23 protein-coding genes are annotated in these 24,241 nt (G+C 60.1%); 14 read left to right on the top strand and 9 right to left on the bottom strand.

The window, feature by feature from the left end; translation table 11 throughout:
• Positions 1-164 precede the first annotated feature (164 nt).
• Positions 165-1,628, top strand: coding sequence for a glyceraldehyde-3-phosphate dehydrogenase (locus DXT77_RS06115; protein WP_085713147.1), 1,464 nt, complete (start codon positions 165-167; stop codon positions 1,626-1,628).
• A 64-nt stretch (positions 1,629-1,692) separates the two neighbouring features.
• On the opposite strand, the gene DXT77_RS06110 is transcribed toward DXT77_RS06115, so the two are convergent.
• Positions 1,693-2,985 carry an MFS transporter gene (locus DXT77_RS06110; RefSeq protein WP_085713148.1) on the bottom strand — a complete coding sequence of 431 codons (1,293 nt, stop codon included), beginning with the start codon at positions 2,983-2,985 and terminating at the stop codon, positions 1,693-1,695.
• 75 nt (positions 2,986-3,060) lie between these two features.
• Here DXT77_RS06110 and DXT77_RS06105 point away from each other — a divergent pair, with 75 nt between their 5' ends.
• On the top strand, positions 3,061-4,107 hold the full coding sequence (locus tag DXT77_RS06105; RefSeq protein ID WP_119426990.1) for an FAD:protein FMN transferase: 1,047 nt from the start codon (positions 3,061-3,063) through the stop codon (positions 4,105-4,107).
• A gap of 201 nt (positions 4,108-4,308) precedes the next feature.
• Entirely contained in the window at positions 4,309-5,703 is a 1,395-nt protein-coding gene (gene sthA, locus DXT77_RS06100; protein WP_085713150.1) for a Si-specific NAD(P)(+) transhydrogenase, read from the top strand.
• A gap of 42 nt (positions 5,704-5,745) precedes the next feature.
• Here sthA and DXT77_RS06095 read toward each other — a convergent pair whose 3' ends face one another.
• Entirely contained in the window at positions 5,746-6,468 is a 723-nt protein-coding gene (locus tag DXT77_RS06095; protein ID WP_119426989.1) for a glycerophosphodiester phosphodiesterase, read from the bottom strand.
• 13 nt (positions 6,469-6,481) lie between these two features.
• Entirely contained in the window at positions 6,482-7,063 is a 582-nt protein-coding gene (locus tag DXT77_RS06090) for a PilZ domain-containing protein (protein WP_085713152.1), read from the bottom strand.
• A 94-nt stretch (positions 7,064-7,157) separates the two neighbouring features.
• Here DXT77_RS06090 and DXT77_RS06085 point away from each other — a divergent pair, with 94 nt between their 5' ends.
• The 3 genes from DXT77_RS06085 to DXT77_RS06075 all read left to right on the top strand — a co-directional run bounded on the left by DXT77_RS06085 (position 7,158) and on the right by DXT77_RS06075 (position 10,407).
• Entirely contained in the window at positions 7,158-8,408 is a 1,251-nt protein-coding gene (locus tag DXT77_RS06085; protein WP_085713153.1) for a lipoprotein-releasing ABC transporter permease subunit, read from the top strand.
• 7 nt (positions 8,409-8,415) lie between these two features.
• Positions 8,416-9,099 carry a lipoprotein-releasing ABC transporter ATP-binding protein LolD gene (lolD, locus tag DXT77_RS06080; RefSeq protein ID WP_167443782.1) on the top strand — a complete coding sequence of 228 codons (684 nt, stop codon included), beginning with the start codon at positions 8,416-8,418 and terminating at the stop codon, positions 9,097-9,099.
• 63 nt (positions 9,100-9,162) lie between these two features.
• Complete coding sequence (locus DXT77_RS06075) at positions 9,163-10,407, top strand: lipoprotein-releasing ABC transporter permease subunit (protein ID WP_065260718.1); 1,245 nt, start codon at positions 9,163-9,165, stop codon at positions 10,405-10,407.
• A gap of 30 nt (positions 10,408-10,437) precedes the next feature.
• Here DXT77_RS06075 and DXT77_RS06070 read toward each other — a convergent pair whose 3' ends face one another.
• Together DXT77_RS06070 and DXT77_RS06065 are read right to left on the bottom strand one after the other, a co-directional pair.
• On the bottom strand, positions 10,438-11,778 hold the full coding sequence (locus DXT77_RS06070; RefSeq protein ID WP_119426988.1) for a heavy metal sensor histidine kinase: 1,341 nt from the start codon (positions 11,776-11,778) through the stop codon (positions 10,438-10,440).
• Entirely contained in the window at positions 11,778-12,458 is a 681-nt protein-coding gene (locus tag DXT77_RS06065) for a heavy metal response regulator transcription factor (protein ID WP_119426987.1), read from the bottom strand. The genes DXT77_RS06070 and DXT77_RS06065 overlap by 1 nt, the downstream gene beginning before the upstream one ends.
• 154 nt (positions 12,459-12,612) lie before the next feature.
• On the opposite strand from DXT77_RS06065, the gene DXT77_RS06060 reads away from it, so the two are divergent.
• Complete coding sequence (locus DXT77_RS06060) at positions 12,613-13,146, top strand: plastocyanin/azurin family copper-binding protein (RefSeq protein WP_119426986.1); 534 nt, start codon at positions 12,613-12,615, stop codon at positions 13,144-13,146.
• A 61-nt stretch (positions 13,147-13,207) separates the two neighbouring features.
• Positions 13,208-14,038: an NADPH-dependent 7-cyano-7-deazaguanine reductase QueF gene (queF, locus tag DXT77_RS06055; RefSeq protein WP_114884371.1), complete on the top strand. Its 831-nt coding sequence runs from the start codon at positions 13,208-13,210 to the stop codon at positions 14,036-14,038.
• A gap of 63 nt (positions 14,039-14,101) precedes the next feature.
• On the opposite strand, the gene DXT77_RS06050 is transcribed toward queF, so the two are convergent.
• Positions 14,102-14,365: a DUF4404 family protein gene (locus tag DXT77_RS06050; RefSeq protein ID WP_085713160.1), complete on the bottom strand. Its 264-nt coding sequence runs from the start codon at positions 14,363-14,365 to the stop codon at positions 14,102-14,104.
• A 108-nt stretch (positions 14,366-14,473) separates the two neighbouring features.
• Positions 14,474-15,094, bottom strand: coding sequence for an HAD family phosphatase (locus DXT77_RS06045; RefSeq protein WP_119426985.1), 621 nt, complete (start codon positions 15,092-15,094; stop codon positions 14,474-14,476).
• 186 nt (positions 15,095-15,280) lie between these two features.
• Between DXT77_RS06045 and DXT77_RS06040 the strand changes: the two genes are divergently transcribed.
• From DXT77_RS06040 to rssC, 3 genes are all read left to right on the top strand, one after another.
• Positions 15,281-15,970, top strand: a complete 690-nt coding sequence (locus DXT77_RS06040; protein WP_085713162.1) for a VacJ family lipoprotein — start codon at positions 15,281-15,283, stop codon at positions 15,968-15,970.
• 325 nt (positions 15,971-16,295) lie between these two features.
• Positions 16,296-17,477, top strand: a complete 1,182-nt coding sequence (gene rssB / locus DXT77_RS06035; protein ID WP_085713163.1) for a two-component system response regulator RssB — start codon at positions 16,296-16,298, stop codon at positions 17,475-17,477.
• A complete protein-coding gene (rssC, locus tag DXT77_RS06030; protein WP_042560140.1) occupies positions 17,477-17,959 on the top strand; it encodes an anti-sigma factor antagonist RssC in 483 nt (160 codons plus the stop codon). The genes rssB and rssC overlap by 1 nt, the downstream gene beginning before the upstream one ends.
• 72 nt (positions 17,960-18,031) lie before the next feature.
• Here rssC and tal read toward each other — a convergent pair whose 3' ends face one another.
• Both tal and DXT77_RS06020 read right to left on the bottom strand, forming a co-directional pair.
• Positions 18,032-18,958, bottom strand: coding sequence for a transaldolase (gene tal, locus DXT77_RS06025; RefSeq protein WP_114884366.1), 927 nt, complete (start codon positions 18,956-18,958; stop codon positions 18,032-18,034).
• Positions 18,959-19,150: 192 nt separating this feature from the next.
• Complete coding sequence (locus DXT77_RS06020) at positions 19,151-20,095, bottom strand: glycosyl hydrolase family 5 (protein WP_119426984.1); 945 nt, start codon at positions 20,093-20,095, stop codon at positions 19,151-19,153.
• Positions 20,096-20,398: 303 nt separating this feature from the next.
• On the opposite strand from DXT77_RS06020, the gene DXT77_RS06015 reads away from it, so the two are divergent.
• From DXT77_RS06015 to DXT77_RS06005, 3 genes are read left to right on the top strand one after another with little or no spacing between them, the layout of a single operon-like run.
• On the top strand, positions 20,399-20,839 hold the full coding sequence (locus DXT77_RS06015) for a low molecular weight protein-tyrosine-phosphatase (RefSeq protein WP_119426983.1): 441 nt from the start codon (positions 20,399-20,401) through the stop codon (positions 20,837-20,839).
• A 38-nt stretch (positions 20,840-20,877) separates the two neighbouring features.
• Positions 20,878-23,106 (top strand): polysaccharide biosynthesis tyrosine autokinase, encoded by a 2,229-nt coding sequence (locus DXT77_RS06010; protein ID WP_119426982.1) that lies wholly within the window; start codon positions 20,878-20,880, stop codon positions 23,104-23,106.
• A gap of 41 nt (positions 23,107-23,147) precedes the next feature.
• Positions 23,148-24,230, top strand: coding sequence for a glycosyltransferase (locus DXT77_RS06005; RefSeq protein WP_119426981.1), 1,083 nt, complete (start codon positions 23,148-23,150; stop codon positions 24,228-24,230).
• The last annotated feature ends 11 nt before the right edge of the window (positions 24,231-24,241 follow it).

Here is a 24,241-nt window from a genome sequence, read left to right as displayed (position 1 = left end):
TAACAGTCGTCGAAAAGCCGGCTGCGCTGGAAGCCCCGGTTTTACTGGGCTGGCGAAGAGCGTTATTTTTTTTTGGGCGAATTTTGTTACCGATTGCGCGACAAGCGCGCATTGCTACAAGTGGTTCTCGGCGGCATAATGTAGCCCCTTTTTTCTGCCCCTACATGTGGAAGGTTCCCGTGACTCAGAAGCCCGACCAGTGTCTTGGTGAATGGATCGACCGTGAAGCACTCGCAGAAGCGATGATTCCGCTTATCGGTCAGCTCTACCGCAATAACAACGTGGTGAGCTCGATCTATGGCCGCAGCCTGATCAACCAGTCTGTCATCGCGATTCTCAAAGCTCACCGCTTTGCTCGCCATCGTTCTTCCGACGATAGCGAACTATCCGTCCACGAAACATTCCCTCTGCTGAAAGCCATGAGCGAGCTCAAGCTCGGCGCGGCTTCGGTGGATCTGGGCAAGTTGGCGTTCAAATTCCGCGCTGAAGGCAATGGCCGCACGGCCGAACAATTCGTTCGCGAAGAGTTGGCCGATGTTGTAGGTCAGCAAAACGCCTCCGCGCGTAAAGGCACTGATGTCGTGCTGTACGGCTTCGGTCGTATCGGCCGTCTGTTGGCGCGCATCCTGATCGAAAAAACCGGTGGTGGCGACGGCTTGCGTCTGCGCGCCATCGTCGTGCGCAAAGGCGCCGAGAACGATCTGGTCAAGCGTGCCAGCCTGCTGCGTCGTGACTCGGTACACGGCCCGTTCGATGGCACTATCACCATCGACGAAGAAAACAACACCATCACCGCCAACGGCAACCTGATCCAGGTGATCTACGCCAAGAGCCCGAGCGAAGTCGACTACACCCAGTACGGCATCGAAAACGCGCTGATCGTAGACAATACCGGTGTATGGCGTGATGCCGACGGTCTGGGCCAGCACCTGGCCTGCCCGGGCGCTGCACGCGTGATTCTCACCGCACCGGGCAAGGGCGCGCTGAAGAACATCGTTCACGGCATCAACCACGGCGACATCACTGCTGACGACAAGATCATCTCGGCGGCGTCCTGCACCACCAACGCCATCGTACCGGTGCTCAAGGCCGTCAACGATCAGTACGGCATCGTCAATGGCCATGTCGAAACCGTTCACTCGTTCACCAACGACCAGAACCTGATCGACAACTTCCACAAGGGCAGCCGTCGTGGCCGCGCCGCGCCGCTGAACATGGTTATCACCGAGACCGGTGCCGCCACTGCCGCTGCCAAGGCGCTGCCAGTGCTCAAGGGCAAGCTGACCGGCAATGCGATTCGCGTACCTACGCCGAACGTGTCGATGGCCATCCTGAACCTGAACCTGGAAAAGGCCACCACTCGCGAAGAAATCAACGAGTACCTGCGCCAGATGGCCATGCACTCGGATCTGCACAAGCAGATCGATTACGTCAGCTCGCAGGAAGTGGTTTCCACTGACTTCGTGGGCTCGCGTCACGCCGGTGTCGTGGATGCCGAGGCAACCATCACTCAGGACAACCGCGTTGTTCTGTACGTCTGGTACGACAACGAGTTCGGTTACAGCTGCCAGGTGGTTCGCGTGATGGAAGACATGGCCGGTGTAAACCCGCCAGCATTCCCGCGCTAAGCCTTAGCTGCAAATGAAAACGCCCCGACATTGTCGGGGCGTTTTTGTTTGTGCGCGATTTATGTCAGCGGGGGATAGCGGCTTGTGCCGTGCGCAGTTCGTGCTTGTTGCCCCGGAACAGCACAAGCGTCGCGACCAGGCCCAATACGGCTGCGCCACTGAGCCAGATTCCCGGTGCCGCCTTGTTGTCCAGTACATGGATCAGGTAAGTGCAGGCAGCTGGGGTGAATCCGCCGAACGTCGCCGTGGCCAGACTGTAGGCCAGCGAGAAACCGGTCGTACGCACTTCCACCGGCATGATTTCAGTCAGCGCCACCACCATCGCACCGTTGTACGAGCCGTACAGGAACGACAACCACAACTCGACGATCAGCAGATGGCTGAAGCTCGGGTTCGCCACCAGCCACGACAGTGCCGGGTAAGCGGTCAGGATCGCCAGAATCGTCGCCCCCAGCAGCAGGGGTTTGCGGCCGATCTTGTCGGAAAGTGCGCCCATTACCGGCAGCCAGAAGAAGTTCGACAGGCCGATGCACACGGTGACCAGCAGCGCATCGAAGTCCGACAGGTGCAGTTCCGCCTTGCCGAAGGTCGGGGTGTAGGCGGTGATCAGGTAGAACGACACGGTGGTCATCACCACCAGCGCCATGCCGGCGAGGACGATGCCGAAGTTCTGACCGATCGAGCGGACGATTTCCTGCAGGGTGGGGCGATGTTTGCGCGCCTGGAATTCCGGGGTTTCCTCCAGCGAGCGACGAATGACGAAGATCACCGGAACGATCATGCAGCCGATCAGGAACGGCACGCGCCAGCCCCAGTCACCCATCTGGTCCGGGCTCAGCCAGTGGTTGAGCCCGACACCCAGCAGGCCGGCGAACACCACGGCCGCTTGCTGGCTGGCGGACTGCCAGCTGACGAAGAAGCCTTTGCGCCCCGGTGTGGCGATTTCCGCCAGATATACCGACACGCCGCCCAGTTCCACGCCGGCCGAGAAGCCTTGCAGCAATCGGCCGAACAGTACGATCAGTGGCGCGGCGACACCGAGCGTGGCATAGCCCGGAACGCAGGCAATCAGCACGGTGCCGGCCGCCATCAGTGCGAGGGTAATGATCAGGCCCTGACGTCGCCCGTGTCGGTCAATGTAGGCGCCAAGGAAGATCGCCCCCAGCGGGCGCATCAGGAAACCTGCACCGAAGGTGGCGAGCGAAAGCATCAGGGAGGCGAAAGCACTGTCGGTAGGAAAGAAGGTCTTGGCGATGGCCGTGGCGTAGAAGCCGTAGACCATGAAGTCGAACATTTCGAGAAAGTTGCCGCTGACAACGCGAAAAATCGCTTTGCCTTTGCCCGTGGAGGAGGACATGTTCAGGTACTCACTTTTTTGATTTTGTATGAAAGCGGTGCAGCCGTTTGGGAGCGAGCGGGCTCTGTGGCCATAATGGCCGGCGCGGTTTTGCTCGGAGATGAAGAATTGTTAACTGGACGGTTTGTGGTTTTCGTGGGTCTGCTTGGCGTTTTGTACGGCTGCGGCAATGGCGATTCCATGGAGAGCTTCGGCGGCCCGACCATGGGCAGCACGTATTCGATCAAATACGCGCGCCGGGCCAATCTCCCGGCGCCGCAGGATGTCCGCGTCGAAGTGGAGAAAATCCTCGCCGACGTGGATCAGCAAATGTCCACCTACCGCGCCGACTCCGATATCTCGCGTTTCAACGCATTGCCTGCCGATCGCTGTCAGACCATGCCCGCACCGATCCTTGAACTGGTGCGGGTTGGCGAGCAGCTGTCACAACAAAGCGAAGGCTCCTACGACCTGACCGTGGAGCCACTGCTCAATCTCTGGGGTTTCGGTCCACAAGGGCGTGAAGAAAAAGTCCCGAGCGCCGATGCGCTGGCCGAGGTGCGGAAGCGGGTGGGATACCGGCACCTGCGCATCGATGGCGACCAGTTGTGCAAGGACGCGGCGGTCGAGGTCGATTTCAACAGCATCGCTGCCGGTTACGCGGTCGACACCATTGCCGCGCGACTTGATGCCATGGGCATTCATGATTACCTCGCCGAGGCCACGGGCGAGCTCAAGGCGTCCGGCAGGAAACTCGATGGTTCGCCGTGGCGTATCGCTCTGGAAGAGCCGCGTGACGATCAGCAAGTGGCAGAGCGCGTCATTAATGTCGATGGCTATGGACTCTCCACGTCCGGCGACTACCGCAACTATTTTCAACAGGACGGAAGGCGTTATTCCCACACCTTCGATGCCCGCACCGGAGCGCCCGTCGTACACGACCTGGCGTCAGTCACGGTGATTCATCCTTCAGCATTGATGGCTGATGGACTATCGACGCTGTTGCTGATTCTCGGCCCGGAAAAGGCCTGGGACTATGCCGAAAAACACGACATTGGTGCATTCTTTGTGATTCGTGCCGATACAGGTTTCGTCACTCGCACCAGTACGGCGTTCGAACGGCTCAGTGGCGCAAAAAATTGACCCGGAACAATGCGAAAGCTGGCGTTGTAGTGCAGGCAAAAGTAGCCTACGACGCGACCAAGGGTTAATGTGCGCGGCGTTGACGCTTCTATAGACTGTGTCCGGGTTTTCAACTGGCCCCCAATTGTTCCTTCGCGCCGTCGTTCGGCGTGATTTAGCCGCCGGTGCTGCTGGCACCGCGGCCTGTTCTGAGGAGTACGCATGGCTGTCTACAACTACGACGTGGTGGTGCTGGGTTCCGGCCCGGCGGGAGAAGGCGCGGCAATGAACGCCGCCAAAGCAGGGCGCAAGGTGGCGATGGTCGACAGCCGTCGCCAGGTCGGCGGTAACTGCACCCACCTGGGCACCATCCCGTCCAAGGCCCTGCGTCACTCGGTGCGGCAGATCATGCAGTTCAACACCAACCCGATGTTCCGTGCGATCGGAGAGCCGCGCTGGTTCTCCTTCCCGGACGTGTTGAAGAGCGCCGAGAAAGTCATCTCCAAGCAAGTCGCTTCGCGTACCGGCTACTACGCCCGTAACCGCGTCGACGTGTTCTTCGGCACCGGCAGCTTCGCCGACGAGCAGACCATCGAAGTGGTCTGCGCCAACGGCGTGGTCGAGAAACTGGTGGCCAAGCACATCATCATCGCCACCGGTTCGCGTCCTTATCGCCCGGCGGACATCGATTTCCACCACCCGCGTATCTACGATAGCGACACCATCCTCAGCCTCGGCCACACCCCGCGCAAACTGATCGTTTACGGCGCCGGCGTGATCGGTTGCGAATATGCATCGATCTTCAGTGGTCTGGGCGTGCTGGTCGAGCTGGTGGACAACCGCGGTCAGTTGCTGAGCTTCCTCGACTCGGAAATCTCCCAGGCGTTGAGCTACCACTTCAGCAACAACAACATCACCGTGCGCCACAACGAAGACTACGACCGTGTCGAAGGCGTGGACAACGGCGTGATCCTGCACCTGAAGTCCGGCAAGAAGATCAAGGCGGACGCCTTGCTCTGGTGCAACGGCCGTACCGGCAACACTGACCAGTTGGGCCTGGAAAACATCGGGATCAAGGTCAACAGCCGCGGCCAGATCGAAGTCGACGAGAACTACCGCACCTGCGTGCAGAACATCTATGGCGCCGGCGACGTGATCGGCTGGCCAAGCCTGGCCAGTGCCGCCCACGACCAGGGTCGCTCGGCGGCCGGCAGCATCGTCGACAATGGCAGCTGGCGTTTCGTGAATGACGTGCCGACCGGCATCTACACCATTCCCGAGATCAGCTCGATCGGCAAGAACGAGCAGGAACTGACCCAGGCCAAAGTGCCGTACGAAGTGGGCAAGGCGTTCTTCAAGAGCATGGCGCGTGCACAGATCGCCGGCGAGCCGCAAGGCATGCTGAAGATCCTGTTCCACCGTGAAACCCTGCAGGTGCTGGGCGTTCACTGCTTCGGTTATCAGGCGTCGGAGATCGTGCACATCGGTCAGGCGATCATGAACCAGCCGGGTGAGCTGAATACCCTGAAGTACTTCGTCAACACCACGTTCAACTACCCGACCATGGCCGAAGCCTATCGGGTAGCGGCGTACGACGGCCTCAACCGGCTTTTTTGACGGGCTCCGGCCGGTGGCCTGAGCCGGCCGGGGAGACCGATTTCAGCAATTCCCGAGGGTGGCAGTGGCCAAACCGGGAAAGTCTGTAATCAGGCTGTCAACGCCGAAGTCGGCGAGTCTGCGCATCAGCGCAGGCTCGTTGACGGTCCACACCGACACATGCAGCCCCTGACGCTGCGCCTTCTGCAGGCGTTCCGGCGTACACAGCGTCCAGTTCAACGCCAGAATCTCACAGCCGTAGCTTGCCGCGACCTTCAGCGGGTCAAGCCAGGCATACTCGGCCACCAGGCCTCGTGACACGTCCGGTACCAGATCCAGCGCAGCCTTCAATACTTCCCGCGAACTCGAGGTGATCGTTACCTTGTCGAGCAGCCCGTGCCTGACTGCCATTTCACGGATGGCCAGCACGGTGGTCGCGGCGCGGGTGCGCGAAGCGCTTTTGACTTCCAGCTGCCAGTGCTCGAAATCACATTGCTCGAACAGTTCTTCCAGGGTCGGAATCGGGCACGGCTTGATCCAGCCCGGGCCGCCCTTGCGGGCGTCGTAGGTCACCAGGTCAGCGGCGGTGTGTTCGACCACCTTGCCACGGCGCTCGGTGGTGCGCTTGAGGGTAGGGTCGTGAATGACCATCAGCTCGCCGTCCTTGGACAGGTGCAGATCCAGTTCGCAACGGCGTACGCCGTGCTTGAGACATTCCTGAAAGCTGGTCAGGGTGTTTTCCGGTGCTTCGCCCTTGGCGCCGCGGTGGCCGTAGATAAGGGTCACGGTTCTTCCTTAATTAAATGCCTGATTCGTTCTGTTCGCGGGCCAGGCGTCGTTCCTGGGCCTGCTTTTGCAAGATATAGCGGGCGAGCAACTGGCGCTGGGCATCGGTCAAGTGTTCGAACTCGGTGCCGATGTCGTAGCCGTCGCCCTTGCGGTCGCAGTGGGTGACCCGGGCGCGCAGCAGCAGGCCGTGGGCCTGTGGCATCAACACCATTTTTACCGACAGGCGCGAGCCGGCGGCTATCGGTGTCGGGTTCTGGAAGTCGACACCTCCCTCGGAAATGATCACCGGTTGCGGCTCGCCGATCTGCCCCAGTGCGGTCAGGGCGATGACCTGGCTGAGCAGGTCGATGCGCTTGTTCTGGGATTTCAGGAATGCCGCGATGGCACGGTCGCGTTCGTTAATCTGTCGCAACAGGTGCTGAGATTCGAATTCGCTCAGGTGCAGTTCACTGAGCACGTTGAATAACGGGGAAGCATCCTGCAACACTTCCTGGCCTGCGGCTTCGGCAGCGGACAGGGGCCGAATTTCCAGTGCGATCGAATCCTCGATACGGTAGTATTCGCGGCGATCTTCTTCATCTAATGTCGACATGGCGAACCCATGGTAGCGGCGGTGGTCTGAGTGTAAAGCTGGTTATCGACCCCCGCCACAAGGACGTTCCTTTTCCCTCCGAACAAGCCCCGACATGTTCAGACCTCTCTTCGTATTTATCGGCACGCGTTACACCCGTGCAAAGCGTCGCAATCATTTTGTGTCGTTCATTTCCCTGACTTCGATGATCGGGCTCGCCCTTGGCGTGGTCGTGATGATCGTGGTGCTGTCGGTGATGAACGGCTTCGATCATGAAATGCGCACCCGCGTGCTGGGCATGGTGCCCCACGCGACCATCGAATCCGGTGAAGCCATCAGCGACTGGCCGAGCCTGGCCGCCAAGGTCAAGCAGAACCCGCAGGTGGCGGCCGTCGCGCCGTTCACCCAGATGCAGGGCCTGCTGACCAACAACGGCCAGGTGTCCAAGGTGTTGCTCAATGCCATCGATCCGGCGCTGGAACGCAACGTCTCGATCATCGACAACTTCATGAAGCAGGGCAAACTCGACGATCTGACGCCGGGCAGCTTCGGCATCGTGATCGGCGACAAGGCCGCGACCAAGCTAGGCGTAGGCATCGGTGACAAGATCACCTTCGTCGCGCCGGAGGTCAGCGTGACCCCGGCGGGGATGTTTCCGCGCATGAAGCGCTTCACCGTGGTCGGCATCTTTCATGTCGGCGCCGGTGAACTGGACGGTTATCTGGGCGTCACCAACCTGCAGGATCTGGCGAAGATGCACCGCTGGAAGCCGGATCAGGTGCAAGGCCTGCGCCTGAAGTTCGACGATCTGTTCCAGGCACCGCGTGAAGCGTGGAACATCGCCCAACGCCTCGGCGAAGACCATTACTACGCCCGCGACTGGACTCGCACCCACGGCAACCTGTATCAGGCGATCCGCATGGAAAAAGCCATGATCGGCCTGCTGTTGCTGCTGATCGTCGCGGTTGCCGCGTTCAACATCATTTCCACACTGGTGATGGTGGTGAACGACAAGAAGGGCGACATCGCCATCCTGCGCACGCTGGGCGCCACGCCGGGCACGATCATGCGCACATTCATGGTGCAGGGCACGGTGATCGGCGTGGTCGGTACGGCCATCGGCGCCGTGGTCGGAATCCTGGCGGCGCTTAATGTCAGCGCGGCGATTTCGGCACTCGAAGGCTTGATCGGGCACAAGTTCCTCAACGCCGACGTGTATTTCATCGATTACCTGCCGTCGCAGGTGCAGAGCCAGGATGTGATCATGGTCTGCGCCGCTGCGTTGGTCCTGAGTTTCCTCGCCACCCTGTATCCAGCCTGGCGTGCCGCGCGCACCCAGCCGGCGGAGGCGCTACGTTATGAGTGAGTCGGGCATGAGTGAAAAAGCAATCCTGAGCTGCCGCAACCTGGGCAAGTCCTACGAGGAAGGCCCGGAGTCGGTGGAAGTGCTGGCCAACCTGCAACTGGAGTTGCACCCGGGCGAACGCGTGGCGATCGTCGGCAAGTCCGGGTCGGGCAAAAGTACCTTGCTCAACCTGCTGGGCGGTCTCGATACGCCGACCAAGGGCAGCGTCTGGCTCGACGGTGAAGAGCTGTCGGCGCTGAGCGAGAAGAAGCGCGGCCTGCTGCGCAACCGTGCCCTCGGCTTCGTGTACCAGTTCCACCACCTGCTGCCGGAATTCACCGCGCTGGAAAACGTCTGCATGCCGCTGCTGATCGGCAAGACCGCAATCCCCGAGGCGCGTCAGCGGGCCACGGCGTTGCTGGAGCGAGTGGGTCTGGGCCATCGCCTGGAACACAAACCGGCCGAGCTGTCCGGCGGCGAGCGCCAGCGCGTGGCCATTGCCCGTGCACTGGTGAACAACCCGGGCCTGGTGATGCTCGACGAGCCGACCGGCAACCTCGACTCCCACACCGCCGAAGGCATCCAGGACCTGATGCTGGAACTCAGCACTTCGATGCGCACGGCGTTTCTGGTGGTGACTCACGACATGAACCTGGCTCGCCAGATGGACCGCGTCCTGCAACTGCAGGAAGGTTGCCTGACCCCCATCTGACGGCTTGAAACCCGATGCCTGAAAAGGCGTCGGGTCTTTTATTTTTATACGGTGCCCCAGCGAATGTTCAGACCGTTATCGATCTTTATCGGCACGCGCTATACCCGCGCCAAGCGCCGCAATCGCTTTGTTTCATTCATCTCGATGACCTCGATGATCGGTCTCGCCCTCGGCGTGCTGGCGATGATCGTGGTGCTGTCGGTGATGAACGGCTTCCAGCGTGAAATGAGCTCGCGCATCCTCGGCATGGTGCCTCACGCGACCATCGTCGGCGTCAAGCCGATCGATGACTGGCAGCCAGTGGCCGCCGCCGCGCTGAAGAATCCTGAAGTGACCGCCGCCGTGCCGTTCACCGAGATGGAAGGCATGCTGTCCTACAAGGGCATGATGCAGCCGATCCAGATCAGCGGCGTCGATCCGGCCCAGGAAGGCAAGGTGTCGATCGTGGCCCAGCATATCGTTCAGGGCCGTCTCGATGCCTTGAAGCCGGGCGAGTTCGGCGTGGTGCTGGGTGAAATCACGGCCCGGCGTTTCCGCCTCAACGTCGGCGACAAGATCACCCTGATCGTGCCGGAAGTCAGCACTGCACCCGGCGGCATCACCCCGCGTATGCAGCGTCTGAATGTGGTCGGCATCTTCAAGGTCGGCGCCGAGCTGGACGGTTCCATGGGCCTGATCCACGTCTCCGACGCCGCGACCATGCAGCACTGGGAGCCGAATCAGGTGCAGAGCGTGCGTCTGGCGGTGAAAGACCTGTACGCCGCACCGAAGGTTTCGTCCGACATCGCCACCGGCCTTGGCACTGACTTCAAGGCTGACGACTGGACCCACACCCAGGGCAGCCTGTTCAGCGCGATGAAAATGGAAAAGACCATGATCGGTCTGTTGCTGTTGATGATCGTCGCGGTGGCGGCCTTCAACATCATCGCGACTTTGATCATGGTGGTGAACGACAAGGGCGCGGACATCGCGATCCTGCGCACCATCGGCGCCACGCCACGGCAGATCATGGCGATCTTCATGGTGCAGGGCACGGTGATCGGCATCGTCGGCACCATCATTGGTGGCGTGCTGGGCGTGATTGCTGCGCTGAACGTCAGTGAGATGGTGGGCTGGGTCGAGCGAGTGACCGGGCAGCATATCTTCAGTTCCGACGTGTACTTCGTCAGCAACCTGCCCTCGGAATTGCAGGGCGGTGACGTACTGCTGATCTGCTCGGCGGGCTTCATTCTCAGCTTCCTGGCCACCGTTTACCCGGCCTGGCGAGCGGCGAAGATCGAGCCGGCGCACGCGTTGCGTTACTCGTAAGTTCCCCCATTGAGGCCGGCATTGCCGGCCTCAATCGTTTTGCGGCAACTCAATCACAAACCGCGTCCAGCCCTGGGTTGATTCGCAATGAATCCGCCCGCCATGGGCCCTGATGATCGACTGAGTGATCGCCAGCCCCAATCCGGCATGTTCGCTGCTGCCTTCCTGGCGTGCCGGATCCGCCCGGTAAAAACGGTCGAACAAACGCGGCAACAATTCCGCAGAAATGCCTTCGCCACTGTTCTCCACGGTCACTCTCAAGGATTTCGCCTGCTCGACCACCTTTACACGCACTTCGCCAGCGGCCGGCGTGAAGCGCAAGGCGTTATCCAGCAGATTCGACAGCGCCCGGCGCAGCATCGCGCGGTCACCTTCGAACCGACCCTCACCGTCACGGCTCAGGCTGACCTGGGCGTCTTCGGCCAGCGGTGCGAAAAACTCCAGCAACGCATCGGCCTCTTCCGCCAGTTCCAGCGGTTCGCGCTTGGGCACCAGCAATCCATGGTCGGCCTTGGCCAGATAAAGCATGTCGTTGACCAGCTGCGCCATCCATTGCAGCTCTTCGAGGTTGCTGTGCAGAGCCTCGCGATAGTCTTCGAGTGGGCGAGGGCGGGTGAGGGTGACCTGTGTGTGGGTCAGCAGGTTCGACAGCGGGGTGCGCAGTTCATGGGCGATGTCGGCGGAGAACGCCGAAAGCCGTTGAAACGAGTCATCGAGACGTCCGAGCATGGCGTTGAAGCTGTGGGCCAGTTCCGTGAGTTCCGCAGGCATCTGCGCTTCCGGGAGTCGGGCATTCAGCGATTGGGCCGAAATCCCGCGTGCCACGGCGCTCATGCGACGCAATGGACGCAAGCCGCTGCGTGCTGCCCAGGCACCCAGCAGCGCCGTGGCCAGTGCCGACAGGCCGACGGTCAGCCAGATCAGATGCTGCATGCGTTGCAGGAAGTGCTGGTGGTGGGTGATGTCCAGCAACAAGGTCAATTGCGTGGAGTCAGGTTGTTCCGGCTGGAGCGGGGCGTTGAGCAGGCGATAGTCGGTGCCGTTGTCGTTGATCGTGGCCAGGCCGGGTTGTTGCGGCAGGTTCGCCGGCATTTGCAGGGAACGGCCGAACCAGCGCTGACCCTCGGGGCCGCTTATGCGCAGCGAGACATCGCCTTGTTGGCTCAACTCATCGGTGATATGTGCGGCATCGCTGCCACTCAGCAACGTCTGACGCACATTGATCAGCTTGCTTTCGAGCAATTGCTGATCGAGCTCAATGAAGTGCGCCTCACTGGCCCGATTGAAAACCACGCCCGCGACCAGCGAAACCGTCGCGGTACACGCCGCAAACAGCAACGCCAGCCGACTGCCGAGTGACAAGCGGCGCATCAGACGGGACGCTCTTCAAGCACGTAGCCCATGCCGCGCACGGTGTGGATCAGTTTGTCGGGAAAGTCATCGTCGATTTTCAGGCGCAGGCGGCGGATCGCCACTTCGATCACGTTGGTGTCGCTGTCGAAGTTCATGTCCCAGACTTGGGAGGCGATCAGGGATTTGGGCAGCACTTCCCCCTGGCGGCGCAGGAGCATTTCCAGCAGGGCAAACTCTTTCGCCGTGAGGTCGATGCGCTGGCCGCTGCGTTCGACGCGGCGGCGAATCAGGTCCAGGCGCAGGTCGGCCAGTTGCAGGCAGGTTTCCTGGGGTGTGGTGCTGCCACGTCTTAGTAGGCTGCGCACCCGGGCCAACAGTTCTGAGAAGGCGAAGGGCTTGACCAGATAGTCGTCGGCCCCCAGTTCGAGGCCGTGAACCCGATCTTCCACGGTGTCCTTGGCGGTCAGAAACAGGATCGGCGTTTCCAGCCCGGCACTGCGTACCGCTTGCAGAATCTGCCAGCCGTTGCGCCCGGGCAGCATCACGTCGAGGATCAATAGCGCATAGTCACCGCTCAACGCCAGTTGTTGCCCGGTGTTGCCATCGGCCACCAGCTCAGTGTTGAAACCGGCCTCGGTCAGGCCCTGGCGCAGGTAGTGGCCGGTTTTCGGTTGGTCTTCGACGATCAGCAGTTTCATGGGCAGCTCGGGTTGTAGGATCGAAAGCTTTATACCGTGGGACATTGTCACAAGCGTCAACCTGACAAAGTTGTAATCTGCCTGTCAGGTAGCTGCCAGCGCGGACGGGCTAGAGTTTCCCACAGGCTGAACCTTATCTTGTTGGAGTATGACTATGTTTTTGCGCAACCCTCTGGCCGTCGCCGCCTGTTTGCTGGCGCTGAGTTCATCCGTCTGGGCTGACCCTGCGCACAGGTATGACTTCGGCCAGCCGGCCCCGGCCGCCAAGGCCAGCCGCAGCATTGAAGTGGTGATGGGCGACATGTCGTTCGATCCGAAGGCCATCGACATCAAGGCCGGTGAGACCATTCGTTTTGTTTTGGTGAATAAAGGCCAGTTGCTGCACGAATTCAACCTCGGCGATGCAGCGATGCATGCCAAGCACCAGCAGGAAATGTTGCAGATGCAGCAAAGCGGCATGCTGACGCCGACCGGCATGAAGGAAATGTCCCACGATATGGCAGGCATGGATCATGGCTCGATGGGGCACGTCATGAAGCACGACGACCCCAACAGCGTGCTGGTCGAACCGGGCAAGACCGCCGAGTTGACCTGGACCTTCAGCAAGGCGACCAGTCTGGAGTTCGCCTGCAACATTCCCGGGCATTACCAGGCCGGAATGGTCGGCAAACTGACTGTCAGTCAGTAAGCACTCAAAGGCGGGAGCAAAGGCTGATAGAATCCGCTGATTATTCAGTCAGGTTTCCGCCATGCATCCCGCAGCCGAACATTCGCCGCTGGGCAAGTCCAGCGAATACATCGCCACTTACACACCGTCCCTGCTGTTCCCGATTCCGCGCACCGCGAAGTGGGCCGAACTGGGCCTGACCGCCGAAACCCTGCCGTATAAAGGTGTGGATTTCTGGAACTGCTTCGAACTGTCGTGGCTGCTGCCGTCGGGCAAACCGGTGGTGGCGATCGGCGAGTTCAGCATTCCGGCGGACTCGCCGAACATCATCGAATCCAAGTCGTTCAAGCTGTACCTGAACTCGTTGAACCAGACCCCGTTCGCCGATACCGCGAGCCTGGAAGCGACGCTGGTCAAGGACTTGTCCGCCGCTGCCGGCAAGCCGGTGGGCGTACGGGTTCGCAGCCTGAAAGAGGTTGAGGCCGAAGGCGTGGTTGCGCTGCCGGGCGTGTGCATCGACGATCTGGATATCAGCGTCAGCAACTACGAACATCCGCGTCCCGAGCTGCTGCGTTGCGACGATTCGCGAGTGGTGGAGGAGAGCGTGCACAGTCATCTGCTCAAATCCAACTGCCCGGTGACCAGCCAGCCGGACTGGGGCAGCGTGGTGGTGGAATACCGTGGCGCGGCGCTGGATCACGCCAGCCTGCTGGAATACATCGTCAGCTTCCGCCAGCATTCGGACTTCCACGAGCAATGCGTGGAGCGGATTTTCCTCGATCTGCAGCGTTTGCTGAAACCGGAAAAACTCACGGTGTTTGCACGTTATGTGCGCCGTGGCGGGCTGGATATCAACCCGTACCGGAGCACTGAAAGCGTGCAACTGCCGAACCACCGTCTGGTTCGTCAGTAACCCGCCTCGCGGACATGAAAAAGCCCTGCCATTGCTGGCAGGGCTTTTTTGCAATTGCGGGTTTCAGATTCCCATGCTGACCAGAGAATTCACGATGTTGCGCAATGTGCCGGCGATGGTGGGGTGTTCGAGTTCGAAGCGTTCGACGGCCAGGTTCACGCCGTCGGCGAGATTGGAATCCTGGGTTTTTGTTTCCAGTTCAAGTTCCAGTTCGATCTGTTGCATCAGTGCGTGCAGGTCTGCGCGCTCGGCTTCCGACAGCGGCGGATTCTGATCCAGTTGCTCGCGCAGGGTATTGAGCTGTTCTTGCAGTTCGCGGGCGGGCATGGTGTTTTCCTTTTATCGAGAGGCACTGGCATAGACCGCAGCCGTGCGCCAAAGGTCTATGGCTCTCCTTAAGACTAATCCACTCTGCTGCAACCTGCATGATCCGGGTCAGGGCTTTTCGCCTTTGAGACGGCGCAGGTTGATGTCGGCCAGGCAGGTGTCGAGTTCGCCCAGATGATCGATCACCGAGTGCACGCCCAGGCCGAATAGCTGCATCGTGGCCTTGCCGCGCAGTTGTTCACGTTCTTTCTGGCTGATGGCTTGCCATTCGCTCGGGGCGAGGCCGCAGAGTGAGCCGCAGGACGCCAGGCCAATGGTCCACAGCCCGGCATTCAGGCCCGATTGCAGCAGGCGTGGTTCGCCACTGACCAGCACGCAGCCGTCCAGGCGATCGACATTCAACGTCATCAGGGCTTGCCAGCAGGCATTCGGTGCCGGCCAGGGATTGTGTGTTGCCGAATGTTGCGAAGGTTTGATCCAGCCCGGCAATCCGGAGGCAAGCACCTGGGTGAGGTCTGGGGGCAAATCATCGAGCCAGGCGCAGGGGATCAGCTGGCGCTGCAGGCTGTGCAGGCTGTCGAGCGCGCCCGGTGTGGCGTCGGCGTGCTCCATGCCGGGGCTGGCGTGATGACGGGCGCGAGCGCCGAAGTCCACCAGGCAACCGCTGAGCCCGAACAGCACGGCTGTCAGGTTGGGGGCTGAAAGGGGCAAGGCTTCGGCTTGAGGCATGGAAAACGTCCCTGAAATAGAAGTCAGGCTAAGCATGGCCGGTGACAGTTGGATGACAAGTGCGTGACGATGCGTCCTACAGGGGTGTTCACGCCGGCAATGCCTAAAACCTTGTTTCCGTCTTATACTGCACCTCTTATGACCGTGGCCCGCATGCCGCGTATGTACAATCCAAGGAGTTTTTCTATGCGCTGGAGCAACCCTCTCGCTCAGCTTTGTGTATGCGCCAGCGTGATGCTGGTTCCGTTCGTTGCCCAGGCGGCAACGGAAGAAGACCCTTGGGAAAGCGTCAACCGTCCGATCTTCCAGTTCAACGACTTCGTCGACACCTACGCGCTGAAACCTCTGGCGCAGGGTTATGAATATGTAACGCCGCAATTCCTGGAAGACGGCATCCACAACATGTTCCGCAACGTCGGCGACATCACCAACCTGGCGAACAACATCCTGCAGGCCAAGCCGGCCGCTGCCGGTGTCGACACCGCGCGTCTGATCTTCAACACCACCTTCGGCCTGCTGGGCTTCTTCGACGTGGGCACCAAGATGGGCCTGCAGCGCAGCGACGAAGACTTCGGCCAGACCCTCGGCTATTGGGGTGTCAGCAGCGGTCCGTACGTGATGCTGCCGTTGCTCGGCCCGAGCACCCTGCGTGATGCACCGTCCAAGTACGTAGATACCTACACCGCACCGTACCGCTACATGAACGACATCCCGGCGCGCAACACCATCTACGGCCTGAACATCGTCGACACCCGCGCCAGCCTGCTGTCCAGCGAGAAGCTGATCAGCGGCGACAAGTACACCTTCATCCGCAATGCCTACCTGCAGAACCGCGAGTTCAAGGTCAAGGACGGTCACGTCGAAGACGATTTCTGATTTCGACTTGTGAGCCCCGAAAAGGCGACCGAAAGGTCGCCTTTTTTTTGTCCGCGCGTCCTTCCATTGAGTTACGGTTTCGAACGTTCTTATAACTCTCTGTGATTTGACAAACAAAGTCGTCAAGCGACGATCCGCGCATGCTTGAAACGCTCGAAGGATGGGAGTACCGTCTGCGCCTTAGAAGGGCACCTCTGGTGCATCCGTGTGCGGGGCAAACGCTCCGAAGCGGTGCAGCAGAGAGGCTAGAAAGCGAATCCAGTAGTCTGCGCCGGGCCTTTGCCCCGCCTGCTACGCCAACCTAATTCTGGCGCCGTTTGCCCACATGCCAAAAACCAGTGCCACGCTGCTGATAATCGATGATGACGAAGTAGTGCGCGCGAGCCTCGCGGCCTATTTGGAAGACAGTGGTTTCAGCGTCTTGCAGGCCAGTAACGGCCAGCAGGGTCTCCAGGTATTCGAGCAAGACAAGCCCGACTTGGTCATCTGCGATCTGCGCATGCCGCAGATGGGCGGTCTCGAACTCATTCGTCAGGTCACCGAGCGGTCACCACAGACGCCTGTGATCGTGGTTTCCGGTGCCGGCGTGATGAACGACGCGGTCGAGGCCTTGCGCCTGGGCGCGGCGGATTACCTGATCAAGCCTCTCGAAGATCTGGCCGTGCTCGAGCACTCCGTGCGCCGGGCCCTGGATCGTGCGCGTCTGCTGCTGGAAAACCAGCGCTACCGTGAGAAGCTGGAAAAGGCCAACCGTGAGCTCGAAGCCAGCCTGAACCTGCTCCAGGAAGACCAGAACGCCGGTCGCCAGGTGCAGATGAACATGCTGCCGGAAAGCCCCTGGACCATCGACGCGTTCAAGTTCGCCCACCAGATCATCCCGTCGTTGTACCTGTCGGGTGATTTTGTCGATTATTTCCGGGTGGACGAGCGTCGGGTTGCGTTCTATCTGGCGGATGTGTCGGGCCATGGCGCTTCTTCGGCGTTCGTCACTGTGCTGCTGAAGTTCATGACCACGCGCCTGTTGTTCGAGTCCAAGCGCAACGGCACCTTGCCGGAATTCAAGCCTTCGGAAGTCCTTGGTCATATCAACCGGGGGCTGATCAGTTGTAAGCTGGGTAAACACGTCACAATGGTCGGTGGAGTCATCGACGAGGAGACCGGTTTGTTGACCTATAGCATCGGCGGCCATCTGCCGTTGCCTGTGTTGTACACGCCTGACAGTGTTCGCTACCTCGAAGGGCGCGGTCTGCCGGTGGGGCTTTTCAACGAGGCCACCTACGAAGACCACGTGCTCGAGCTGCCACCGACGTTCAGCCTGACGCTGATGTCTGATGGCATTCTGGATCTTTTGCCAGAACCCACACTCAAAGAGAAAGAAGCTGCCTTGCCCCAACGGGTCAAGTCGGCGGGCGGCAGCCTGGATGGCCTGCGGCAGGTTTTTGGATTGGCCACGCTAGGGGAGATGCCGGATGATATCGCCTTGTTGGTGTTGAGCAGGAATCTTTAATGAGTACCGGTAGAATCCAGTTCGCCGAGCAGGATGGCACCTTCGTCCTGAAGTTCGTCGGTGAAGTTCGCCTGACCCTGTGTTCGGCGTTGGATGCGACTATTGAAAAGATCTTCACCGCGCTGAATTTCAACGCGATCGTGATCGATCTGACCGAAACCCGCAGCATCGACAGTACCACGCTGGGCCTGCTGGCCAAGCTGTCGATCCTGTCGCGGCAAAAGGTCGGCCTGCTGCCGACCGTGGTCACCACCCACGACGACATCACCCGTCTGTTGCAATCGATGGGTTTCGAGCAGGTGTTCAATATCGTCAACCATCCCGTGCCTTGCCCGGAATGCCTCGATGACCTGCCGGATCAGGATCAGTCGGAGGAAGTCGTGCGTATCAAGGTGCTGGAAGCGCACAAGATCCTCATGGGCCTGAACGACTCCAACCGCGAAGCCTTCCATGATCTGGTGAACGCCCTCGAAAGGCATTGATTCCCCAGCCATCAGGCACAAAAAAGGGCGAACCTGTAAGGGTTCGCCCTTTTTGCGTTTGACGTCAGCCCGTTACAGCTTGGCTTGCAGCAGCGCCTCGAGTTTTTCCTGGTCGCGGGCAAACTGACGGATGCCTTCGGCCAGTTTCTCGGTGGCCATCGCGTCTTCGTTGGACAACCAGCGGAACTGCGATTCGTTGAGGCTCAGGCGAGCTTCGCCGGCGTGACCCGGAGCCAGTTTGCGCTCCAGTTTGCCGGTGTCCGCCGCCAGTTTATCGATCAGGTCCGGGCTGATGGTCAGGCGGTCGCAGCCGGCCAGTTGCTCGATCTGGTTGAGGTTGCGGAAGCTCGCGCCCATGACCACGGTCTTGTAGTCATTGGCCTTGTAGTAGTTGTAGATACGCGTCACGGACTGCACGCCCGGATCATCGGCGCCGGTGTAGTCGTTGCCGTTGGCCTTCTTGTACCAGTCGTAGATGCGGCCCACGAACGGCGAAATCAGGAACACGCCGGCATCGGCGCAAGCGGCGGCCTGGGCGAAGGAGAACAGCAGGGTCAGGTTGGTCTGGATGCCTTCCTTCTCCAGCACTTCGGCGGCGCGGATACCTTCCCAGGTGGAGGCGATCTTGATCAGCACGCGGTCGCGGCCGACGCCGGCCTTGTCGTACAGCTCGATCAGACGGTGCGCACGCTTGAGCATCGCGTCCTTGTCGAACGAAAGGCGGGCATCCACTTCGGTGGAAATGCGGCCAGGAATCACTTTGAGGATTTCCTGACCCACCGCGACGCCGAAACGGTCGCTGGCCAGGCCGACATCGCCCTTGCAGTCGCGAACGGCGGCGTTCAGCAACTCGGCGTAGGCCGGAATGGCCGCCGCCTTGAGCAGCAGGGAAGGGTTGGTGGTGGCGTCGACCGGCTTGACCCGGGCAATCGCTTCGAAGTCGCCGGTGTCGGCAACCACGGTGGTGAACTGTTTGAGTTGTTCCAGCTTGGAAGTCATGAGCGTGCTCTGTCCTATGGGTCTGACGACATTACCCGAGCGCTGACAGCCACTCAAGGGCATGTGGATGTATCGATAGCCCCGCGGGCAACAACCTGAAAACGGCTGTTTGAACGGGCGGGGCGCGGTATCGATAGATACGATGCCAAATCGCGGCACAGGTTCAAAGCAACTGACTGATGAATATGCGACCTATTCGGACTCCAGCTGCGTTCTGACGGCCGCTTCTGCCGGCTTCGGTTGCCCGTTCGAGGTCTGCAAGCCGAAATTCTTCTCCCGGTCATTGCTACCTGAATCACTGTTCTTCCATTCATAAATCGACGTCAGCGGGATTTGCAGCCGTTTCACATCGGCGATGAATGCGGCGACCTTGGCGGCCTGTCCGTCGGGACCGCCGTTGGAAGGGAGCGCCGAAATGCCCCATTCACTGATCACGCCCGGCAGGTGGAAATTCTGCTGGATGAAGGTTTGCGCATTGCCGATCTGCGTCGCCGTCATGCCATAGGGATGGTAGGAAATGGCGCTCAGGCATTTGGGATACGCGCCGAGAATGCTGTTCAGCGCCACGGTCGAGGCCGAACCGGCGTTCGGTGGCCGGGCGAAGCCGAAACCGATCACGGGGGTGGTGGTGGGATTGTCTTGCAGCGCCTTGCACATGGCGCTCATGAACGGTGCAAAGGTAGTGCTGAAATTGCCCGTGGGCCAGTACGTGTCCAGATCCGGTTCATTCCAGATTTCAATTGCGACCAGATGAGAACCGTAAGTCCGCTCCAGGCTGCTCACCGCGCTGGCAAATGCTGCGCCAGCGGTGGCGGGGTCTGTGGACAGCGGTTTGATGGCGCGCACCGTCATCAACACCGGCAACCCCGCGGATCCAGCGGCGGCAAACGCATCGCCGAGCTGTTTCTGATAAGCCTTGTCACCCAGGCTGTCGCTCCACGCGCCCAGGCGCACGAAACTGAAGCCGGCAGCCTTGATCTGCGCGGCATCGGCGGCGGAAAAGTTCTGCACTTTGACCTGAACGCCGACCGTTTTGTGGGGGAGGGCGGGGAACAGCTCGCTGGCGTGGAGCGAAGGCGCTGCACTGAGCATTAACAGGGAAAGGGCGCCGAGACGAATGAGATGTGCTGATTTCATGTCTGCTCTCCTGATGAGAAATGACATCTAGCCAATAGTTATCTCGTTACCCCTATTCCGATGTCCGAAGGGTTGAAAAGTGCACCAATGTTATTTTTTGTCGGAAAAGTCCGCGTGTAAAAAGCGCCGAAAATCACAGTTATTTTTAGTCCGGTAATTCTGGTTGGGTGACTTTTGGACCCCGTGGTACTTAATGCACCGGTACTAACAGGCGAAACTGTTTCCGAGTGCAGGAAAGTCCTGTGGATTCATTTAAGTCCACGGGACATGTTGGCCGATTGACATTACACGGGAAAGTAAACCTTGTTCAAAAAGATCCTTGTCGTCTGCGTCGGCAATATTTGCCGAAGTCCGACAGCAGAACTGTTGCTGCGTAATGCACTGGCGCCCTCGACCATCACGGTCACCTCCGCAGGCTTGTCCGCAAGGGTTGGCGAGTCCATGGAGGCGACGGCCCGCAAGGTGCTGGAAGACCGCGGGCAGTGCGCCGAAGGCTTCAAGGCGCGGCAACTGACAGCGGACATCGTCAATGAATCGGACCTGATTCTGGTGATGGAAAAAGAGCATGTAAAACAAGTACTGAAGATTGCCTCTCACGCCAGGGGCAAAGTGTTTCTTCTCGGCAAGTGGCAGAACGAACGAGAAATACAGGATCCGTATCGTCAAGGGCAGGCCGCTTTTATTCATGCCCATGCATTGATTGAAGATGCTGTTGGCTCCTGGGCACAGCGCCTCGGGCATTGATGAATATTCTTCAGAACAGTGAATGGTAAGAAAGACTTATGCAGTTACCGTCAGTAGTCGGCACCCGTGACAACGATCAAGACAGTATTGATCTTCTCGGCATATTCGGCAGTTTGATCGACCAGAAATGGTTGATCGGCGCCTTCACCGGCGCGTTCATGATGACCGGCGTCGCCTATGCGATTCTGGCCACGCCGGTGTATCTGGCCAACGCGCTGGTACAGGTCGAGCCGAAAAAGAACGACATGCTCGGCTTCTCCGATCTCAACAGCATGCTGGGCGGTCAGTCGCCCTCCGTGACCGAGATCGGCATCATCAAGTCCCGCGCGGTGATCGGCAAGACCGTCGACGATCTGCGCCTGGACATCGACGTCACCCCCAATACTTTCCCGGTGATTGGCGGCTTTCTCTCACGCCGCTATCGCGGTGAAACCGAACTCAGCGTCGCGCCGCCACGTTTCGGGTTGAGCAGCTACGCGTGGGGCGGTGAGCGTCTGGAGTTCGCCCGGCTCGATCTGCCCAAGGAACTGCTGGGCAAAAAACTCAGCCTGATCGCCGGCGAGCAGCAGCGCTTCCAGTTGTTCGACGACAACGACAATCTGCTGGCAGAAGGCACTGCCGGTGAAGCCTTCGCACAGGATGGCGTAGAGGGGCAGATCACGCAGCTGTTGGCCAACCCTGGCACCCGTTTCGAAGTGGTGCGCTATCCCCGAATCGTGACCATTCAGGGGTATCAGGACGCGCTGGATATTTCCGAACAGGGCAAGGAGTCGGGGATCATCCGTCTGGCCCTGGCCAGCACCGACGCCGCCGAAGCGGTGAAAATCCTCAACAAGATTGCCTCGCTGTACGTGGACCAGAACGTACGCCGCACCTCGGCCGAAGCCGCGCAGAGCCTGGCCTTCCTGCAAAGCCAGTTGCCGCAGGTCAAACGCGATCTGGCCAAGGCCAGCGATGCGCTAAACGCCTACCAGACGCGCGGCAAGACCGTGAACATTTCCCTGGAAACCCAATCGGTGCTCGGTCAGTCCGTCGCCCTCGAAACGCGGATTTCCGAGCTGAAAATGCAGCAGGCGGAAATGGACCGCAAGTTCACCAGACAGCATCCGGCCTATCGAGCCCTGATGACCCAGATCGGTGAATTGACCCAGCAACAGAAATCGTTGGAAGGCAAGGTTGGCGACCTGCCGGCCACGCAACAGGAACTGCTCAATCTGACCCGCGATGTCGAAGTGGCTTCGCAGATCTACACCCAGTTGCTGAACAAGTCCCAGGAACTGGACATCATCCGCGCCGGCGCCGTGGGCAACGTGCGTCTGGTGGACTCGGCGGATGTCGACCTGACCAGCCCGGTCAAGCCGAAGAAAGCCCTGATCGTGCTGATCGCGACCTTCCTCGGTGCCTTCGTCGGCGTGGCGCTGGTGCTGTTGCGCAAGTCCCTGAGCAAGGGCCTGGAAGGGCCGGAAGCCATCGAGCAGCTCGGCTTGCCGGTCTACGCATCGATCCCTTACAGCGCCCTGCAACAGGAAGAGGACACCAAGAAAGTCCGCGCCAAGGTCACGGCGGACACACCGGCGTATCTGCTGGCCCTGCGCAATCCGACGGACCTGTCCATCGAGTCGATCCGCAGCCTGCGCACTTGCCTGCATTTCGCGGCGCTGGATTCGACCAACAACCGCATCATGATTTCCGGTCCGAGTCCGCAGGTCGGCAAGACCTTTGTGTCTTCCAACCTCGCGGCGGTCATGGCTCAGAGCGGCCAGCGCGTGGTGCTGATCGATGCCGACATGCGCAAGGGCCATCTGCACAAGACACTGAATACACCGATCACCAACGGTTTGTCGGACCTGCTGGTCAAGCGCTGCACCCTGGAGCAGGCGATCAACAAGGTCGAAGTCGACAACCTGCACTTCATCAGCCGAGGCCAGGTGCCGCCCAATCCTTCCGAACTGCTGATGCACGCCAATTTCCGCGAACTGCTGGCGGAACTCAGCGAGCGCTACGACGTGGTGATCATCGATACGCCACCGCTGCTGGCGGTAACGGACGCGGCGATTGTCGGCCGTGAAGCGGGCATCAGCCTGATCGTCGCGCGCTTCGGCGTGAACCCGGCCAAAGAAGTCGAACTGACCATTCGCCGCTTCGCCCAGAACGGCATCGAGTTGAAAGGCGCGGTGTTCAACGGCGTCGAGAAGCGTGCGGCCAGTTACTACGGCAACGGCGGCTACGGCTATTACAACTACGAATACGCGTCCGACAAATCCTGAGTTTCAGCGATTGTTCTTACAGGCAACAAAGTGGGTGGGTTGTGAAAAAAATACTGCACGTGGCTGAAACGATAAAAGGTGGCGTGGCGACGGTGATCCGCACGATTTCGGCATCCCCGGACGATGCGCAAGCGAACTACGAACTGGTGTATCTGGTGCCGCAGGATCAGGAAAAGGAGCTGCACGGCATCGCCCCGCAGCAGATCCGCACCTTCGAGCGAACCGGGCGCAATGTGCCGTCGTTGCTGCGTTTTGCCTGGCGCCTGATGCAAGTGATGCTTAAGGAAAAACCCGATGTCGTGCACCTGCACAGCACGTTTTCCGGGGTGATCGGCCGTTGCGTGTGCGTGATTCTGCGGCCGTGGCGCAAACCGAAAATCGTCTACTGCCCGCATGCCTTTTCGTTCCTGATGGAAAGCTCGCCGACCAAGCAGAAAGTCTATGCGTGGATCGAGCGGGTGTTGCAGAAGGTCACCGACACGATCATCTGCGTCAGCCAGTACGAACTGGACAAAGCCGCAGCGTTCGGCATCGAGCGCAAACGCATGCGGCTGATCTACAACGGCATTCATCCCAAGGATGAGGAGCGTAAAGCCGAGGATCCGCAGCCGATTCACCTCCTGTTCGTCGGCCGGCTCGACTATCAGAAAGGCTTCGACGTGCTGCTCAAGGCCTACGCCAGGACCGGGCGTAACGACCTGAAACTGACGGTGGTCGGCAGTGCGGTCAACGAGGCGACGGTCGATTGCCCGCCAATGGACGGCGTTCAGTACCTGCCGTGGGTCACGCCGGCCGAGGTCAACGCGCTGTATCAGCAGGCCGATGCGCTGGTCGTCCCGAGTCGCTGGGAAGGCTTTGCCATGGTGCCGCTGGAAGGCATGGCGCTGGGCCTGCCGGTGATCGCCAGCGACTGCACGTCGCTGCCGGAACTGGTCACCCACGGGGTATCCGGCTACGTGTTCCCCACCGGTGATCACCACGCGCTGGCCGATCGCCTGAAGCAGATCCAGAAACCCGCATTGTCAGCCCTCGGCATCGAAGGTCGGCGCATCGTCCGCGAGCGCTTCAGCGCCGCGTTGATGATCCGCCAGACCTACGACGTGTATTCCGCTCCCTCTTATTAAGTAGAACGCCG

Origin of the sequence: Pseudomonas sp. 91RF (genome assembly GCF_003576265.1) — a bacterium.
GTDB classification, from domain to species: domain Bacteria; phylum Pseudomonadota; class Gammaproteobacteria; order Pseudomonadales; family Pseudomonadaceae; genus Aquipseudomonas; species Aquipseudomonas kribbensis.
Note: the sequence above shows the minus strand (reverse complement) of the source record. Positions and strands in the feature narration are given on the sequence as shown.

Bases quoted from the DNA above. Each gene is read 5' to 3' on its own strand.
- DXT77_RS06115 (WP_085713147.1), top strand. From the start codon at position 165: ATGTGGAAGGTTCCCGTGACTCAGAAGCCCGACCAGTGTCTTGGTGAA.
- DXT77_RS06110 (WP_085713148.1), bottom strand. From the start codon at position 2,985: ATGTCCTCCTCCACGGGCAAAGGCAAAGCGATTTTTCGCGTTGTCAGC.
- DXT77_RS06105 (WP_119426990.1), top strand. From the start codon at position 3,061: ATGGCCGGCGCGGTTTTGCTCGGAGATGAAGAATTGTTAACTGGACGG.
- sthA (WP_085713150.1), top strand. From the start codon at position 4,309: ATGGCTGTCTACAACTACGACGTGGTGGTGCTGGGTTCCGGCCCGGCG.
- DXT77_RS06090 (WP_085713152.1), bottom strand. From the start codon at position 7,063: ATGTCGACATTAGATGAAGAAGATCGCCGCGAATACTACCGTATCGAG.
- DXT77_RS06085 (WP_085713153.1), top strand. From the start codon at position 7,158: ATGTTCAGACCTCTCTTCGTATTTATCGGCACGCGTTACACCCGTGCA.
- lolD (WP_167443782.1), top strand. From the start codon at position 8,416: ATGAGTGAAAAAGCAATCCTGAGCTGCCGCAACCTGGGCAAGTCCTAC.
- DXT77_RS06075 (WP_065260718.1), top strand. From the start codon at position 9,163: ATGTTCAGACCGTTATCGATCTTTATCGGCACGCGCTATACCCGCGCC.
- DXT77_RS06070 (WP_119426988.1), bottom strand. From the start codon at position 11,778: ATGCGCCGCTTGTCACTCGGCAGTCGGCTGGCGTTGCTGTTTGCGGCG.
- DXT77_RS06065 (WP_119426987.1), bottom strand. From the start codon at position 12,458: ATGAAACTGCTGATCGTCGAAGACCAACCGAAAACCGGCCACTACCTG.
- DXT77_RS06060 (WP_119426986.1), top strand. From the start codon at position 12,613: ATGTTTTTGCGCAACCCTCTGGCCGTCGCCGCCTGTTTGCTGGCGCTG.
- queF (WP_114884371.1), top strand. From the start codon at position 13,208: ATGCATCCCGCAGCCGAACATTCGCCGCTGGGCAAGTCCAGCGAATAC.
- DXT77_RS06050 (WP_085713160.1), bottom strand. From the start codon at position 14,365: ATGCCCGCCCGCGAACTGCAAGAACAGCTCAATACCCTGCGCGAGCAA.
- DXT77_RS06045 (WP_119426985.1), bottom strand. From the start codon at position 15,094: ATGCCTCAAGCCGAAGCCTTGCCCCTTTCAGCCCCCAACCTGACAGCC.
- DXT77_RS06040 (WP_085713162.1), top strand. From the start codon at position 15,281: ATGCGCTGGAGCAACCCTCTCGCTCAGCTTTGTGTATGCGCCAGCGTG.
- rssB (WP_085713163.1), top strand. From the start codon at position 16,296: ATGCCAAAAACCAGTGCCACGCTGCTGATAATCGATGATGACGAAGTA.
- rssC (WP_042560140.1), top strand. From the start codon at position 17,477: ATGAGTACCGGTAGAATCCAGTTCGCCGAGCAGGATGGCACCTTCGTC.
- tal (WP_114884366.1), bottom strand. From the start codon at position 18,958: ATGACTTCCAAGCTGGAACAACTCAAACAGTTCACCACCGTGGTTGCC.
- DXT77_RS06020 (WP_119426984.1), bottom strand. From the start codon at position 20,095: ATGAAATCAGCACATCTCATTCGTCTCGGCGCCCTTTCCCTGTTAATG.
- DXT77_RS06010 (WP_119426982.1), top strand. From the start codon at position 20,878: ATGCAGTTACCGTCAGTAGTCGGCACCCGTGACAACGATCAAGACAGT.